The sequence below is a fragment of the Thauera sp. SDU_THAU2 genome (genome assembly GCF_038260575.1).
Lineage (GTDB): Bacteria > Pseudomonadota > Gammaproteobacteria > Burkholderiales > Rhodocyclaceae > Thauera.
Window position 1 is genome coordinate 1100813 of sequence record NZ_JBBWUN010000003.1, and the last position, 14191, is coordinate 1115003.

A 14191-nucleotide genomic window follows, 5' to 3' on the forward strand; every position below is an offset into this window, starting at 1 on the left:
AGGGCGCTGCACCAGGGAAATAAAAAAGGAAGGAGAGACAACATGTTGACGACGACATTTGCGCGCCAACGGGAGGACAGCATCCCGCTGCGCAAGGGCATTCAAGGGGCGCTGCTCGGCCTGAGCTGCCTGGTTCTGAGTACCACGTCCTTCGCTGCCGGCGGCGAATGGCGCACGCATGGTTATGACGACGCCGGCACGCGCTTCAGCCCCCTGACCCAGATCACCCCGGACAATGCCAAGGAACTCGGCCTGGTCTGGTCCTACGACCTGAAGTCGTCGCGCGGCGTCGAAGCCACGCCGATTGTCGTCGATGGTGTGATGTACGTGACGGCGCCGTGGAGCGTCGTGCATGCGGTGGACGTGCGCAGCGGCGAGCGGCTGTGGACCTACGACCCCGAAGTACCGCGCGCGAAGGGCAAGGACGCATGTTGCGACGTGGTGAACCGCGGCGTGGCGGTGCATGGGGGCAAGGTCTTCGTCGGTTCGCTCGACGGCCGGCTGATCGCCCTCTATGCCAAGACCGGCAAGCAGCTGTGGGAGAGGAACACCCTGATCGACGACAGCAAGCCCTACACCATCACCGGGGCGCCGCGCGTCATCAAGGGCAAGGTCATCATCGGCAACGGCGGCGCCGAGCTTGGCGTGCGCGGCTACATCACCGCCTACGACGTCAACACCGGCGAGCAGGCCTGGCGCTGGTTCGCGGTGCCGGGCGATCCGTCGCTGCCGTTCGAGGATGCCTCGATGGAGGCGGCGGCCAAGACCTGGGATCCGGCCGGCAAGTACTGGGAAGCGGGCGGCGGCGGCACGGTGTGGAACTCGATGGTGTACGACGCCGAGCTGGACCTGATGTACATCGGTACCGGCAACCCCTCGCCGTGGTCGCACCGCAAGCGCAGCCCGGCCGGCGGCGACAACCTCTACACCGCTTCCATCGTCGCGCTGCGCCCGGACACCGGTGAGTACGTCTGGCACTACCAGCAGACGCCGGGGGACAACTGGGACTACACCTCGACGCAGGATCTGATCCTGGCCGACATCGAGCTGGAGGGCAAGCCGCGCAAGGTCATCCTGCATGCGCCCAAGAACGGCTTCTTCTTCGTCGTCGACCGTACCGACGGCAAGTTCATCTCGGCGCAGAACTTCGTGCCGGTGAACTGGGCGAGCGGCTACGACGAGAACGGCCGCCCGATCGAGAACCCGGCGGCGCGCGATCCGGACAAGCCCTTCGATGCGGTTCCGGGCCCCTTCGGTGCGCACAACTGGCATTCGATGTCCTACAGCCCGCAGACGGGGCTGGCCTACTTCCCGGCGCAGAACATCCCGCTGGTGCTGCAGGAGGACAAGGACTGGTCCTACAACCAGGCCCAGCCCGGCCAGGCGATGGCCGGCATCGGCTGGAACCTGGGCCTGCTGGTCAATACCCGGCCGCCCACCAGCGAGCCTTTCGGCCGCCTGATTGCCTGGGACCCGGTGCAGCAGAAGGAAGTGTGGCGCAAGGAGCACGTGTCGCCGTGGAACGGCGGTACCCTGGTGACGGCCGGCAACGTGGTGTTCCAGGGCACGGCGGATGCGCGCCTGCTGGCCTACGACGCGCGTGACGGCAAGGAGCTGTGGTCGGCGCCGATGGGCACCGGGGTGATCGCCGCGCCGGTGACCTACGAGGTGGATGGCAAGCAGTACGTGTCCATCGCGGTCGGCTGGGGCGGAGTGTATGGCAACTTCGCGCGGGCCTCGGAGCGGCGCACGCCGGGCACGGTGGCACCTTCGCGCTGGGCGGCAAGGCGGAGATGCCGCCCTTCGTCGAATATCAGCTCAACAACCTGGTGTCGGGTGTCGAGTACAAGCCCGACGACGTGGCGGAGGGTACCGGGCTGTACGTGACGAACTGCGTCTTCTGCCACGGCGTGCCGGGCGTGGACAAGGGCGGCGGCATTCCCAACCTCGGCTACTCGACCGCGGAAACCATCTCCCACCTCGATCAGTTCGTGTTCAAGGGACCGTTCATGCCGCGCGGCATGCCGGACTTCACCGGCAAGCTGACGCCCGAGCAGGTGGAGAAGATCAAGGCCTTCATCCTCGGCACCGCCGACGCGGTCCGGCCGAAGAACTGAGTAGCAACGAGTCTGGTGGACAGGAGAGCAAAATGCAGGATTACGTAAATACGATGAAAGCGCCGGTCACCGACGCCACCCGCCGCTTCGTGAGCAAGCCGCACCGGATGCTGATCGGCGGCGCTTGGGAGGAGGCGAGCGACGGTGGCACGCTGGACGTGTTCGACCCGGCCACCGGCCAGGCCTTCGCCAAGGTGCCGGCCGGCGGCAAGGCCGACATCGACCGCGCCGTGGCCGCCGCACGCAAGGCCTTCGACGGCGGCGACTGGGCGCTCATGCGCGCGGTCGACCGCGAGCGCCTGCTGATGAAGCTGGCCGACCTGGTGGAGGCCAACGCCCAGGAACTGGCCGAGCTCGAAGCGCTGGACAACGGCAAGCCGGTGACGGTGGCGCGCTTCGCCGACGTCGCGCTGGTGGTCGATTCGCTGCGCTACATGGCCGGCTGGGCGACCAAGATCGGCGGCGAGACCATGCAGCCCTCGGTGCCGATCATCCGCGAGCGCGAGTTCTGGGGCTTCACCCGGCGCGAGCCGGTCGGCGTGGTCGGCGCCATCATCCCGTGGAACTTCCCGCTGCTGATGGCGGCGTGGAAGATGGGCCCGGCGCTGGCCAGCGGCTGCACGATGGTGCTGAAGCCGGCCGAAGAAACCCCGCTGAGCGCGCTGCGCCTGGCCGAGCTGGTGCAGGAAGCGGGCTACCCGGCCGGCGTGTTCAACGTCGTCACCGGCCTGGGCCACACCGCCGGCGCGGCGCTGTCTTCGCACCCGCACATCGACAAGCTCGCCTTCACCGGCTCGACCGAGATCGGCAAGCTGGTGGGCAAGGCCGCGCTCGACAACATGACGCGCATCTCGCTCGAGCTGGGCGGCAAGAGCCCGATGATCGTGCTCGAGGACGCCGACGTCGACGCGGTGGCGACCGGCGCGGCGCACGGCATCTTCTTCAACTCCGGCCAGGTCTGCACCGCCGGCTCGCGCCTGTTCGTGCACAAGAAGAAGTTCGACCAGGTGGTCGAAGGGCTGTCGAACATCGCCGCCGGCATGAAGGTCGGCGCCGGGCTCGATCCGGACACCCAGCTCGGCCCGCTGGTCTCGGCGGTGCAGCAGGAACGGGTGATGGGCTACATCCGCAGCGGCTTCGATGAAGGGGCGCGTGCCGCGGTGGGCGGCGAAGCGGGTGCGGGCGGCGGCTACTTCGTCAAGCCGACGGTGCTGGTCGATGCGCGCGACGACATGCGGGTGGTGCGCGAGGAGATCTTCGGCCCGGTGGTGGTAGCGATGCCGTACGACGACCTGGACGAAGTCGCCCGCCGCGCCAACGACACGCCCTACGGGCTGGCGGCGAGCATCTGGTCGAACGACCTGACGCGGGTGCATCGGCTGATTCCGCGGATCAAGGCCGGCACGGTGTGGGTGAACTGCCATACGGTGCTGGACAACTCGATGCCGTTCGGCGGCTTCAAGCAGTCGGGCATCGGCCGCGAGATGGGGCGCGCGGTGTTCGACCAATACACCGAACTCAAGTCGGTGCTGATGGCTTTGTGATGTAGTCGGGGCCTGCCCGTGCCGCCTGGCCGGGGCGCGGGCAGGGGGTTTTCAGTAGGGCCGGGGCGGGAAGAACAGCGCCAGCCAGGCGGCGAGGTTGAGTTCGGCTTCCTCGCGGATCGGGGCGATCACGCCCGCTTCGATGTCGAGCAGTTTCCAGACCGAAGGATCGACGCGCTTCGCGGTCTGCTCGCTCGATTCGTCCAGCGTGTCGGCTTCGACGATGGCGCGCGCCAGGTTGAGCGTGGCTGCGTCGCCGGCGTGTTCGCCGCCCAGCTTCGGCAGGGTCTGGGTGCCGATGGCGCCGGCGAAGGCGCCCGGAACCCGCCATTGGTCCATCAGCGCCGCGCCCACTTCGGCGAAGTCGCAGCCGACGATGCGGCGCTCCGCGAGGTGCAGCGCCTCGCCCGTCTGTACGGCGCTTTGCCGGGCGGCGTCGGCGAGCAGCGGGGCGGTCTGGAACATCACCAGATGGCCGATGTCGGCCAGCAGGCCGGTGACGAACATCCTCTCCAGGCCGGGGCGTCCGGTGCGTTGCGTGATCGTGCGCGAGGCCAGCGCGCACAGCACGCTGTCGCGCCAGAAGCGCTTCATGTCCAGCCGGGCCGGGCGGATGCCGGCGAAGACCGCATGCATCGACATGCCCAGCACCAGGTCGTGCACCTGCTGCAGGCCGAGGATCTGCACGGCATGCGTGACGCTGTCGATCTCGCCGCGGCAGCCGTACATCGCGCTGTTGACCAGCCGCAGCAGGCGCGCGGTGAGCGCCGGGTCGGCCGACACCAGGCGCGAGACTTCGAATACCGACCCGGTGGGCGACTCCAGTTGCTCGCGGACACGCTCGTAGACGGTCGGCAGCGAGGTGAGCGCTTCGACCTGGCTGGCCAGTTCCTGTGCTGAATGCATGTAGTGCTCCGTTGGGCAGGCAGCCATTATCGGCGATTTACCTTGTGCGATGCCGCCCGGCGAATGCCGGGGCGCCGGACGCCGGCGGCGGGCGGCACTAGGTAGAACCGTCTAGGCGGCTGCTTCGTTTCGCCAATTTCGGCCTCGGCCCGGCAAGCCTAGAGTGGGATCCACGCCGCTGGCACCCGGAGCCCCGCCATGAAACCCAGTCCCGACTTTCCCGTATCCACGTCCCGCCGAGCCTTCCTGCGCGGCGTGCCGGTGCTCCTGCGGCTGCCGCCGCTGCGCCGGCGCCGGCCATTGCCGGCAGCGCCGGGCAGCAGTGGGCGATGCTGATCGACGTGCGCAAGTGCATCGGCTGCCAGGCCTGTACCGTGTCCTGCATCCAGGAGAACGCGGTGCCCGAGGGCAGCTTCCGCACCGTGGTATCGACCTATAGCGTCAAGCTCACCGACAGCGCGCAGCCGGCCGGTACCTACGTGCTGCCGCGGCTGTGCAACCACTGCGACAACCCGCCCTGCATTCCGGTGTGCCCGGTCGGCGCCACCTACAAGCGCGAGGACGGCATCGTCGCGGTGGATGGCGACCGCTGCGTCGGCTGCGCCTATTGCGTGCAGGCCTGTCCCTACGACGCGCGCTTCATCAACCACGACACCAACAAGGCCGACAAGTGCACCTTCTGTGCCCACCGCGTCGATGCCGGGCTGCTGCCTGCCTGCGTCGAGACCTGCGTCGGCGGCGCGCGCATCTTCGGCGACATCAACGACGCGGAAGGGGAGCTGGCGCGCCGCCTGAAGGAGGCGCAGCCGCAGCTGAAGGTGCTCAAACCCGAACTCGATACCGCGCCGCGGGTGTTCTACATCGGCCTCGACGAGCGCTTCGCCGGCAAGGTCGAGGGCCAGGGCACGCTGTGGCGGCCCCGCAAGCTCGATTCCGCCGCGCACGCCTGAATGCGCAAGGAGACGCGATCATGAATCCGGACATCGTCGAAACGATCAACGTCGCCCGCGAGGTGGCCTGGCTGCCGTGGGCGGTGCAGTACTTCTTCCTCGTCGGCCTGTCCTATGGCGCCTTCCTGCTGTCGCTGCCGGGCATCGTCTTCCGCCGCCGCGGCTGGCACGGCGTGTCGCGCCTGGCGCTGCTCGGCGCACTGGTGTGCGGCCTGTCCGCGCCGGTGGCGCTGCTGGCCGACCTGCACCAGCCGGGGCGGTTCTGGCATTTCTATGCCTATCTCACGCCGACATCGTGGATGTCGTGGGGGGCGTTCTTCATCCCCGTGTATCTGAGCGGGCTACTGACCTATGCCTGGCTGGCCTTCCGTCCGGACCTGGAGCGGCATGCGGCCGGCGGCGGCAAGCTCGCGGGCGTGGCCGGCATGCTGGCCTGCGGCGGGCACGACAGCCGCCGTGCCCTGAAGGCCGCTGCGCTGCTCGCCTTCGTCGGTGCCGCGCTGGTGGCCTTGTACACCGGCGCCGAAGTGGCGGTGCTGCGGGCGCGGCCCTTGTGGAACACGCCGCTGCTGCCGCTGCAGTTCTTCGTCACCGCGCTGGCCGGCGCCGCCGGCTTGGCGCTGCTGTTCAACCGCTTCAGCGCCCGCGACGCTGCGGCCACCCGGACGCTGGCCGGCGTGCTGGCGGCGAGCCAGCTTTGCGCCCTGGCCATCGGCGCGCTCTGGCTCGGATTGGGGCTGAGCGGCCTGTCGGCGGTGCATGCGCGGGCCCTGGCCGAGATCGGCCCGTCGGCAAACTGGCAACTGGCGGCGGCGTGGGCAGTGGCCGCCACCGTGCTGACCTTGCTGCTGGCCTGGAAGCGCCCGGGTTCGGGCCTGCTGGTCGGCGTGCTGGCGCTGCATTCGGCCTGGATGATGCGCTGGAGCATCTTCATCGGCGGCCAGGAAGTACCCAAGACCGGTGCCGGCTACTACAGCTATTCGCTGCCGCTCGGGCCCGAAGGGCTGCTCGGCATCGTCGGCACCGCCGGGCTGTGGGTCTTCCTCTTCGTCCTCATCACCACCTTGCTGCCGCTCGACCGGCTCGCGGCCGGCTCCGCGAACGAAGCCGCCTGAACGGCGCCGCAGCGCAAGCCATCGCAAAACTCCGCCCGAGGAGCATCGTCATGAAAATCGAACGTCGTGAAATCGTCGCCGCCGGCGGCCTGGCCGCCTTCGCCGCCGGTTTCTCCCAGACCCTGGGGCGCATGGTGTCGAACTTCACCGGCACCGAGGAAGCCCGCATCGCGCCGGGGCGCCACATCCACGGCCGCTCGGCCGAACCGGAGTAGCACGGTGGATCCGCAGACCGGCGAATTCACCCCGAACCCCAACCAGCGCGTCAGCTACACCGCCTGTCTGGGCTGCACCACGCTGTGCGGCGTGCGGGTGCGGGTGGACAAGGCCAGCGGCGACATCATCCGTGTCGGCGGCAATCCCTACAGCCCGCTGTCGACCGATCCGCACCTGCCGATGAAGGCGTCGGTCAAGGAAAGCCTGGTGGCGATGTCGCGCTTCCAGGACAAGGGGCTGGCGGGGCGCTCCACCGCCTGCGGCCGCGGCAATGCGGCGATGGACCAGATGAATTCGCCGTTCCGCGTGCTGACGCCGCTCAAGCGCGTCGGCCCGCGCAATTCGGGGCAGTGGGAGCCGATCTCGTTCGAGCAGTTGGTGAAGGAAGTGGTCGAGGGCGGCGACCTGTTCGGCGAAGGCCATGTCGACGGCCTTGCGGCGCTGCGCGACCTGCAGACGCCGATCGATCCCGACGCGCCCGAGTTCGGCCCGCGGGTGAACCAGGTCGGCGTGCTGTCGAGCGTCAATGACGGCCGCGAGGCCTTCAGCCGCCGCTTCTGGAACAAGGCCTACGGCACCTTGAACCACGTCGGCCACGGCTCGTACTGCGGCGGCGCCTACCGCTCGGGTTCGGGCGCGCTGTTCGGCGACCTCAAGGCCATGCCGCACGCCAAGCCCGATCTGGAAAATGCCGAGTTCGTGCTGTTCATCGGCACCGCGCCGGGCAATGCCGGCAATCCGTTCAAGATCACCGGCGCCAAGCTGGCCAAGGGAAGGAGCGAGGGCAAGCTGGATTACGTGGTGGTCGACCCGGTGCTGAACAATTCGCACAACCTCGCTGCCGCCGACCGCGGCCGCTGGGTGCCGATCCGGCCCGGTACCGACGGCGCGCTGGTGATGGGCATGATGCGCTGGATGTTCGACAACGGCCGCGTCAATACCGCCTATCTGGCCCATCCGAACCTGAAGGCGGCGGAGGCGGGCGGAGAGCCGTCCTTCACCAACGCAAGCTGGCTGGTCGTTGCCGAGGATGGCCATCCGCGCCAGGGGCGCTTCCTGCGCGGCTCGGACGTCGGCATGGAGATCGCCGGCGCCGACCGCTACAAGGAGACCGACCCCTACCTGGTGCTGGGCGCCGACGGACGGCTGCTGCCGGCGGAGTCGGCGGACGGGCCGGCGGCGCTCGAGGCGGGCGGCATGACGGTGGCGCTGGGCGGCACGCAGCTGCGGCTGCAGACTGCGTTCGAACTGTTGCGGGAGTCGGCGCGCAAGCACGACGTCGCCGAATATGCGGCGATCTGCGGCGTGCCGGAAGAAATCATCGCTGGCCTGGCCGAGGAACTGACCCGCCACGGACGCAAGGCGAGCGCCGTCGCCCACGGCGGCATGATGGCGGGCAACGGCTTCTACAACGCCTATTCGGTGGTGACGCTCAACGCCCTGATCGGCAACCTGAACTACAAGGGCGGCTTCGTCATCAACGGCGGCGGCTTCAAGGATGCCGGCGCCGGCCCGCGCTACGACCTCGATTCCTTCCCGGGGCAGATCAAGCCCTCGGGCACGCCGCTGGGGCGCAACGTCGCCTACGAGCGCTCGGCCGAGTTCGCCCGCCGCAAGGCCGAGGGCAAGGCCTATCCCGCGCGCGACGCCTGGTTCCCCAATGCGCCGGGGCTCGGTACCGAATGGTTTACCGCCATGCTGCGCGGCTATCCCTACGGCCTGAAGGCGCTGATCCTGTGGAGTTCCAATCCGATGTACGGCATCACCGGCATCCGGCCGCTGATCGAGAAGGATCTGGCCGATCCGCGGAAGCTGCCGCTGATCATCTCGGTCGACCCGCTGATCAACGAAAGCAACGCCTTCGCCGACTACATCGTGCCGGATTCGATCATGTACGAAAGCTGGGGCTGGGCGGCGCCGTGGAACGGCATTCCCACCAAGGCGAGCACCGCGCGCTGGCCGGTGGTGGAGCCGAAGGCGGCGAAGGCGGCCGACGGCCAGCCGGTGGGCATGGAGACCTTCTACATCGCGCTGGCCAAGGCAATGAAGCTGCCGGGCTTCGGCCCGGAGGGGCTGGCCGACATGGACGGCAATCGCCTGCCGCTGGAGCGTCCCGAGGACTGGTACCTGCGCGGCGGCGCCAACGTCGCCTTCGCCGGCAAGGCGCCGGTCGGCGACGCCACCGACGAGGATCTGGCACTGTCCGGCGTCGATCGCATCCGGCCGGCGCTGGAGGCGGTGCTGAAGCCGGAGGAGTGGCGCAAGGTGGCTTTCCTGTTCACCCGCGGCGGCCGCTACCAGCCGGCGGGCGAGGCCCAGGATGCCGCGCATCCCGACTGGCAGACGCACCGCTTCGCCAAGCCCTTGTGGCTGTGGAACGACAACGTCGGCGGCAGCCGCAACACGCTGACCGGCAAGTACTTCACGGGTTGCGCGACCTGGCAGCCGCCGGCCTTCTTCGACGGCACGCCGATGCGCGCGGTATACCCCGAGGCCGACTGGCCGCTGCAGATGATCAGCTTCAAGTCGCCGCTGCAGAACTCGTACAGCATCGCCACCCGCATCACCGGCCTGCATCCCGACAATCCGGTGATCGTGCATCCGGACGACGCGGCGAAAGCGGGGCTGGCGACCGGCGACGGCGCGCGCATCCAGACGCCGGCCGGCATCGCCGCGTGTACCGTGATTGTGCATGAAGGCGTGATGCGCGGGGTGCTGGCGGTCGAGCACGGCTACGGCCATCGCGAACTCGGTGCGCGGGCACACCGCATCGGCGGCCATGCGCAGCCGGACCGCCCGGACCTGCGCGCCGGCATCAATCTCAACGACCTCGGCCTGAGCGATCCTACCCGGCGCAACGAAGGCGTATGGGTGGATGCGATCTCCGGCACCTCGGTTCGCCAGGGCATTCCGGCCCGCCTGCTGCGGGCCTGAGCGGAAGGCGGGCCTTCAGTCCAGCGACGCCGGGTCGGCGCGCAGCATCAGGCGCGCCAGTTCGGCGGCACTGCCGACGCCGGTCTTTTCCATGACGTGATGGCGGTGCACATGCACCGTCTTTTCGCTGATCTCGAGCTGTCGGCCGACCAGCTTGTTCGGCATGCCGCGGGCCACCAGGCGGGCGACTTCGCGTTCGCGTGGCGACAGGCGGTCGAGCAGGGCGCGGGCTTCGTCACGGCGCGCGGCCTCGTCGCGGGCTTCGCAGCCACGTTTGATCGCGTGGCCCACGGCGTCGAGCATGGTCTGGTCCTTGAAGGGCTTCTCCAGGAAGTCGCAGGCGCCGTGCTTCATTGCCTGCACCGCCAGATCGACGTCGCCGTGCCCGGTGATGAACACGATCGGCACGCTCCAGCCCCGGCTGCGCAGCACCTGCTGCAGTTCGAGGCCGCTCATCATCGGCATGCGGATGTCGAGCACCAGACAGCCTGCGGTGTCGGCGGCGGGCAGCACGGCGAGAAAGTCTTCGGCCGAGGCATGGGTCTCGACATGCCAGCCGACCGATTCGAACAGGAAGGCGAGCGAGCGGCGGAAGGCGGCGTCGTCATCGACGACGTGGATGGCGAGATCTTCGAGTTCAGTCATGTGCGTGGCCGCGGGCGAGCCCGGGCAAGGTGAGGGTGAAGCAGGCGCCCGGACCGTCGGTGGGCGTGCTTGCGGTCAGCCGTCCGCCGTGGCTTTCGGCGATGCTGCGGCAGATCGACAGCCCCAGCCCGAGGCCGTCCGTTTTGGTGGTGAAGAAGGGTTCGAACAGGCGGACGCGGGTGGAGTCGTCGAGCCCGCAGCCATGATCGCGCACCGTGATGTCGAGGCCGCTGCCGCTTTCCGCGAGCCGGATCTCGAGCGGCTGGCGCTCTGGCGGCAGGCCGCGGCCGGCATCGTAGCCGTTCTTGAGCAGGTTCAGCAGCACCTGCTGGATCTGCAGCCGATCCACTTCGACGGCGGCATCGGGTGGCAGGCTGTCGTCCAGCCGGATGTCCGGCGCCTGCGCCATCATGCCGCGAAACAGGGCGATGGCGTCGCCGGCCAGCTCGGCCGGCGCAACGGCCTCGCGGGCGGCCGTGCGCTTGCGTGCAAAGCTTCGGATGCGCGACAGGATGCCGGAGGCGCGTTCGGCCTGAGCGGCGATCTCGCCGGTGGCCTCGCGCAGGGAGGCGGGCGTCAGGCGGCCGTTGTCGGCGCGCAGGTTGATGCTGTTGGCGTAGTTGGCGATGCTTGCCAGCGGCTGGTTCAGTTCGTGGGCTAGCGTGCCCGACAGTTCGCCCAGGACCGACAGGCGGGCGAGGTGATCGGCCCGCTCCTGCGCACTGCGCGCGGCCGATTCGAGGCGCTCGCGCTCGGCCAGCGCATTGCTCAGCGCCGCGGTGCGCTGCTGCACCAGGTATTCGACGCGCACGGTGTACAGGATCCAGCCCAGCAGTGCGAGCGAGAAACCCGCAACCCATGGCCAGTAGCGCTGCGCCAGCACCATCAGCGTGGGCTCGCGCAGGTAGGCGTAGGGGCCGATCTGCAGCCGGCGGAACAGCTCATGGACCGACTGGTAGTCGGCCGGCACTGCCCAGGCCAGGCCGTCGCGCTCGGCATCCATCGACAGCAGGGCGATGGCGACCGACTTCGCCAGCTCGGGCGCGGTGTGGCGCAGGCGGGCGAGCGGCCAGTCGGGATAGAGCGAGGTGCTGGTGGCGCACGGGAAGCCGGGTTCGGCGCGTGGCGCGAGCACGCGGATGCCTCGCGCCTCGCCGTTCAGTGTTTCCAGCAGGCAGGTGCGGACGACGCCCGCGTCGGCGCGGCCGCCGGCAACGGCATCGAGCACCCGGCTCATCGGCAGGCCCAGGCTCTGGAGTTCGGCGAGATCCTCGTCGGGCGACAGGCCGATGGCGTCGAGCTCGCCCCACACGAGCTGGAAGCCGCCGAAACCTTCGCGTCCCACGATCGCCAGGCGCTTGCCGCGCAGGTCCGCCAGGGACTGCAGGTCGCTGCGGTCGGCGCGGACGACGACGGCCGAGCCCAGTGCGCGTTCCGGCGGGTGTCCCTTGCCGGCGTCCAGCGTGAGGATGCGGCTGATGCCCAGCTCGGCCTCGAGTTCGATGTAGTGGCCGGGATTGGTGACGATGAAATCGACCTCGTCCGCCGTCACGGCGGCGCGCATGCCCGCATGGTCCATGCGAAGCAGGCGCACGCTGCGTCCGGGCAGGCGGGCTTCGAGGTGGCGCAGCATCGGCGACCATTCGCCGACGGTTGCTTCCGAGCCGAGGAAGTCGAGCACGCCGATGCGGATTTCGTCCGCGGCCCGGGCTCCGGCCGTCAGGCAGAGCCACAGCGCGCTGGCGACCATCACCGCGCGCGCGAAGGCCAGCGCGGTTGCGGAGCACGAACGAGTTTGCTTTTCCTTTTGCGCGTGGACTGCAGAACGGGGATTCCCGCCGTGCGCGCCGGCCGCAGCGCCCCGGTGCGGGGTGCGTGTTGCGGTGCCGGATGGTTTGCGCATGGGGAACATGTGTGCAAAATCGCCTTTTGCGCCGCGATCGTCAAGGCGCGGCGCCGGGATGGCGGAGCGGGAATCCGAGCATGAGAGCATTGAGCTGGAACATACAGTGGGGCCGCGGCGCCGATGGCGTGGTCGATCTCGAGCGGACCGCGGCGGCGATCCGTGATGCGGGCCCTCTCGACGTGATCTGCCTGCAGGAGGTCGCGTGCAATTTCGATGGCCTGCCGGGTGGTGCGGGGGAGGACGAAGTGGCGTTCTTCGCCGCTGCGTTCGAGGGCTACACGCCGGTGTTCGGCGCGGCGCTGGACGTTCCCGGCACGAGGGGCGGGCGGGCGCTGTTCGGCAATCTGCTGCTGTCGCGGCTGCCGGTGGGGCAGGTGTTCCGCCACATGCTGCCGGCGCCGGCGGATGACAGCGTGCCGTCGATGCAGCGGGTCTGCGTGGAAGCGGTGGTGGGTACCGCACGCGGACCGCTGCGCGTCATGACGACGCATCTGGAGTATTACTCGCAGCGGCAGCGCCGGGCGCAGATCGCCGCGCTGCGTGCGCTGGAGGCCGAGGCTGCCGGGCATGCGGCCGCACCGGCGCCGGCCAAGAACGGCGGCAGCGCCTGCTTTGCCGCCTGGCCGCGGCCGGCTTCGGCGATCCTGTGCGGCGACTTCAACTGCGAGCCGGGCTCGGACGAGCATGCCTCGATGCAGGCGGCGATCGCCGCGGGCGTGCCCGCATGGCGCGACGCCTGGCCGCTCTGCCGGCCCGGGCTGCCGCATCCGCCGAGCGTGGGCCTGCACGGCGCGGACTGGCCCGATCATGCCTTCTGCTGCGACTTCTTCTTCGTCAGCGCCGATCTGGCGCCGCGCGTGCGTGCGGTCGAGGTGCTGGCGGGAACCGCGGCCTCGGACCACCAGCCGGTGGTGCTGGAGCTGGCGGACTGAGTCCCGGCTGGCCGTGCCGGCCGGGCGTAGGCTCAGCCCGATGTCTGCTGGGGTTCGATCAGGTCGCGGTAGGCGTGCCAGGTGGCGTGGCCGACGATGGGCATCATGACGATCAGGCCGACGTGGAAGATCAGGAAACCGAACAGCGTCAGCAGCACGATCAGGAAGGCCCAGACCAGCATCGTGCCGGGATTGCGCAGCAGCGCCGAGAAGCTGGCCAGCATCGAGCTGATGGCGTCCTGGTTGCGGTCGAGCATCAGCGGGACGGCGACGACGCTGGCGGCAAAGGAAAGGAAGGCGAAGAGCATGCCGACGCCGAAGTAGGCGGCGAGGAATTCCAGGTTCTCCAGGCGGAGCAGCTGGGTGACGAAGCTCGACAGGTCGGGCATCTCGCTGGTGTAGAACAGCGCGAACACGACCATCGAGGCCCGTGCCCAGAGCAGGAAGAGGACGCCCAGCACCACTGCGAACAAGCCGATGTTGCCGGCGTTGCGTCGCCAGACGGTGAGTGTCGGCAGCAGTCTGCAGGCTTCGCCGCGTTCCCGGCGGCGGCTGATCTCGTACAGGCCCATGGCGAGGAAGGGGCCGAGGATCAGGAAGCCCGAAGTCAGCGCCGCGACGTACTCGTAGGCATGGCGAAGGGTGATGGTGAGCAGCAGGCCCATGGCGGCGAAGCAGAAGCCGTAGAACAGGCTCGGAATCGCGCATGTCTTCAGGTCGTCGATGCCCCGGGCGATCCAGCGCAGCGGCGCGCCGAGCGAAACCTCGCGTATGGTCGGGAAGGGAAGGGCGGGGTTGTCCTGCGTACCTGCGGGCTGGGGATCGTTCTGTCCTGCCATGTCTCTCTCCTGTCGGGGGCGTCAGCGATGAGACGGGGGCGCGATATATTCTTGTCGTGTCGTGGGCTACGACCCCCGTAAAGCATC

12 protein-coding genes are annotated in these 14191 nt (G+C 69.1%); 8 read left to right on the forward strand and 4 right to left on the reverse strand.

Annotation, left to right across the window (positions count from 1 at the left end; genetic code table 11):
* The first annotated feature begins 42 nt into the window (after positions 1-42).
* From AAFL97_RS06280 to AAFL97_RS06290, 3 genes are read left to right on the forward strand one after another with little or no spacing between them, the layout of a single operon-like run.
* Positions 43-1887, forward strand: a complete 1845-nt coding sequence (locus AAFL97_RS06280; RefSeq protein ID WP_341644199.1) for a PQQ-dependent dehydrogenase, methanol/ethanol family — start codon at positions 43-45, stop codon at positions 1885-1887.
* The gene (locus AAFL97_RS06285) at positions 1794-2117 is read left to right on the forward strand and encodes a c-type cytochrome (RefSeq protein WP_341644200.1); all 324 of its coding nucleotides are present in this window, start codon (positions 1794-1796) and stop codon (positions 2115-2117) included. Before AAFL97_RS06280 ends, AAFL97_RS06285 begins: the two co-directional genes overlap by 94 nt.
* A 32-nt stretch (positions 2118-2149) precedes the next feature.
* Positions 2150-3661: an aldehyde dehydrogenase family protein gene (locus AAFL97_RS06290; protein WP_341644201.1), complete on the forward strand. Its 1512-nt coding sequence runs from the start codon at positions 2150-2152 to the stop codon at positions 3659-3661.
* Positions 3662-3712: 51 nt separating this feature from the next.
* Here AAFL97_RS06290 and AAFL97_RS06295 read toward each other — a convergent pair whose 3' ends face one another.
* Entirely contained in the window at positions 3713-4567 is an 855-nt protein-coding gene (locus tag AAFL97_RS06295; RefSeq protein WP_341644202.1) for an HDOD domain-containing protein, read from the reverse strand.
* 329 nt (positions 4568-4896) lie between these two features.
* On the opposite strand from AAFL97_RS06295, the gene dsrO reads away from it, so the two are divergent.
* The 4 genes from dsrO to AAFL97_RS06315 are packed head-to-tail and all read left to right on the forward strand — an operon-like array spanning position 4897 to position 9782.
* A complete protein-coding gene (gene dsrO, locus AAFL97_RS06300) occupies positions 4897-5517 on the forward strand; it encodes a sulfate reduction electron transfer complex DsrMKJOP subunit DsrO (protein ID WP_341644203.1) in 621 nt (206 codons plus the stop codon).
* Positions 5518-5537: 20 nt separating this feature from the next.
* Positions 5538-6632 carry an NrfD/PsrC family molybdoenzyme membrane anchor subunit gene (gene nrfD / locus AAFL97_RS06305; RefSeq protein ID WP_341644204.1) on the forward strand — a complete coding sequence of 365 codons (1095 nt, stop codon included), beginning with the start codon at positions 5538-5540 and terminating at the stop codon, positions 6630-6632.
* A gap of 50 nt (positions 6633-6682) precedes the next feature.
* Complete coding sequence (locus AAFL97_RS06310) at positions 6683-6847, forward strand: hypothetical protein (RefSeq protein ID WP_341644205.1); 165 nt, start codon at positions 6683-6685, stop codon at positions 6845-6847.
* Positions 6848-6851: 4 nt separating this feature from the next.
* Positions 6852-9782 (forward strand): molybdopterin dinucleotide binding domain-containing protein, encoded by a 2931-nt coding sequence (locus AAFL97_RS06315; RefSeq protein ID WP_341644206.1) that lies wholly within the window; start codon positions 6852-6854, stop codon positions 9780-9782.
* Between the two features lie 15 nt (positions 9783-9797).
* Here the strand turns inward: AAFL97_RS06315 and AAFL97_RS06320 are convergent, their stop codons facing one another.
* Positions 9798-10427, reverse strand: a complete 630-nt coding sequence (locus AAFL97_RS06320; protein WP_341644207.1) for a response regulator transcription factor — start codon at positions 10425-10427, stop codon at positions 9798-9800.
* Positions 10420-12177 carry a sensor histidine kinase gene (locus tag AAFL97_RS06325; RefSeq protein ID WP_341647105.1) on the reverse strand — a complete coding sequence of 586 codons (1758 nt, stop codon included), beginning with the start codon at positions 12175-12177 and terminating at the stop codon, positions 10420-10422. Before AAFL97_RS06325 ends, AAFL97_RS06320 begins: the two co-directional genes overlap by 8 nt.
* Positions 12178-12410: 233 nt before the next feature.
* Between AAFL97_RS06325 and AAFL97_RS06330 the strand changes: the two genes are divergently transcribed.
* On the forward strand, positions 12411-13265 hold the full coding sequence (locus tag AAFL97_RS06330; protein WP_341644208.1) for an endonuclease/exonuclease/phosphatase family protein: 855 nt from the start codon (positions 12411-12413) through the stop codon (positions 13263-13265).
* A 32-nt stretch (positions 13266-13297) separates the two neighbouring features.
* Here AAFL97_RS06330 and AAFL97_RS06335 read toward each other — a convergent pair whose 3' ends face one another.
* On the reverse strand, positions 13298-14104 hold the full coding sequence (locus AAFL97_RS06335; RefSeq protein WP_341644209.1) for a DUF2189 domain-containing protein: 807 nt from the start codon (positions 14102-14104) through the stop codon (positions 13298-13300).
* Between the last annotated feature and the right edge of the window lie 87 nt (positions 14105-14191).

What these genes read in the sequence shown, in the direction of transcription:
- AAFL97_RS06280 (WP_341644199.1), top strand. Translation starts at nt 43, where the DNA reads ATGTTGACGACGACATTTGCGCGCCAACGGGAGGACAGCATCCCGCTG.
- AAFL97_RS06285 (WP_341644200.1), top strand. Translation starts at nt 1,794, where the DNA reads ATGCCGCCCTTCGTCGAATATCAGCTCAACAACCTGGTGTCGGGTGTC.
- AAFL97_RS06290 (WP_341644201.1), top strand. Translation starts at nt 2,150, where the DNA reads ATGCAGGATTACGTAAATACGATGAAAGCGCCGGTCACCGACGCCACC.
- AAFL97_RS06295 (WP_341644202.1), bottom strand. Translation starts at nt 4,567, where the DNA reads ATGCATTCAGCACAGGAACTGGCCAGCCAGGTCGAAGCGCTCACCTCG.
- dsrO (WP_341644203.1), top strand. Translation starts at nt 4,897, where the DNA reads ATGCTGATCGACGTGCGCAAGTGCATCGGCTGCCAGGCCTGTACCGTG.
- nrfD (WP_341644204.1), top strand. Translation starts at nt 5,538, where the DNA reads ATGAATCCGGACATCGTCGAAACGATCAACGTCGCCCGCGAGGTGGCC.
- AAFL97_RS06310 (WP_341644205.1), top strand. Translation starts at nt 6,683, where the DNA reads ATGAAAATCGAACGTCGTGAAATCGTCGCCGCCGGCGGCCTGGCCGCC.
- AAFL97_RS06320 (WP_341644207.1), bottom strand. Translation starts at nt 10,427, where the DNA reads ATGACTGAACTCGAAGATCTCGCCATCCACGTCGTCGATGACGACGCC.
- AAFL97_RS06325 (WP_341647105.1), bottom strand. Translation starts at nt 12,177, where the DNA reads ATGGTCGCCAGCGCGCTGTGGCTCTGCCTGACGGCCGGAGCCCGGGCC.
- AAFL97_RS06330 (WP_341644208.1), top strand. Translation starts at nt 12,411, where the DNA reads ATGAGAGCATTGAGCTGGAACATACAGTGGGGCCGCGGCGCCGATGGC.
- AAFL97_RS06335 (WP_341644209.1), bottom strand. Translation starts at nt 14,104, where the DNA reads ATGGCAGGACAGAACGATCCCCAGCCCGCAGGTACGCAGGACAACCCC.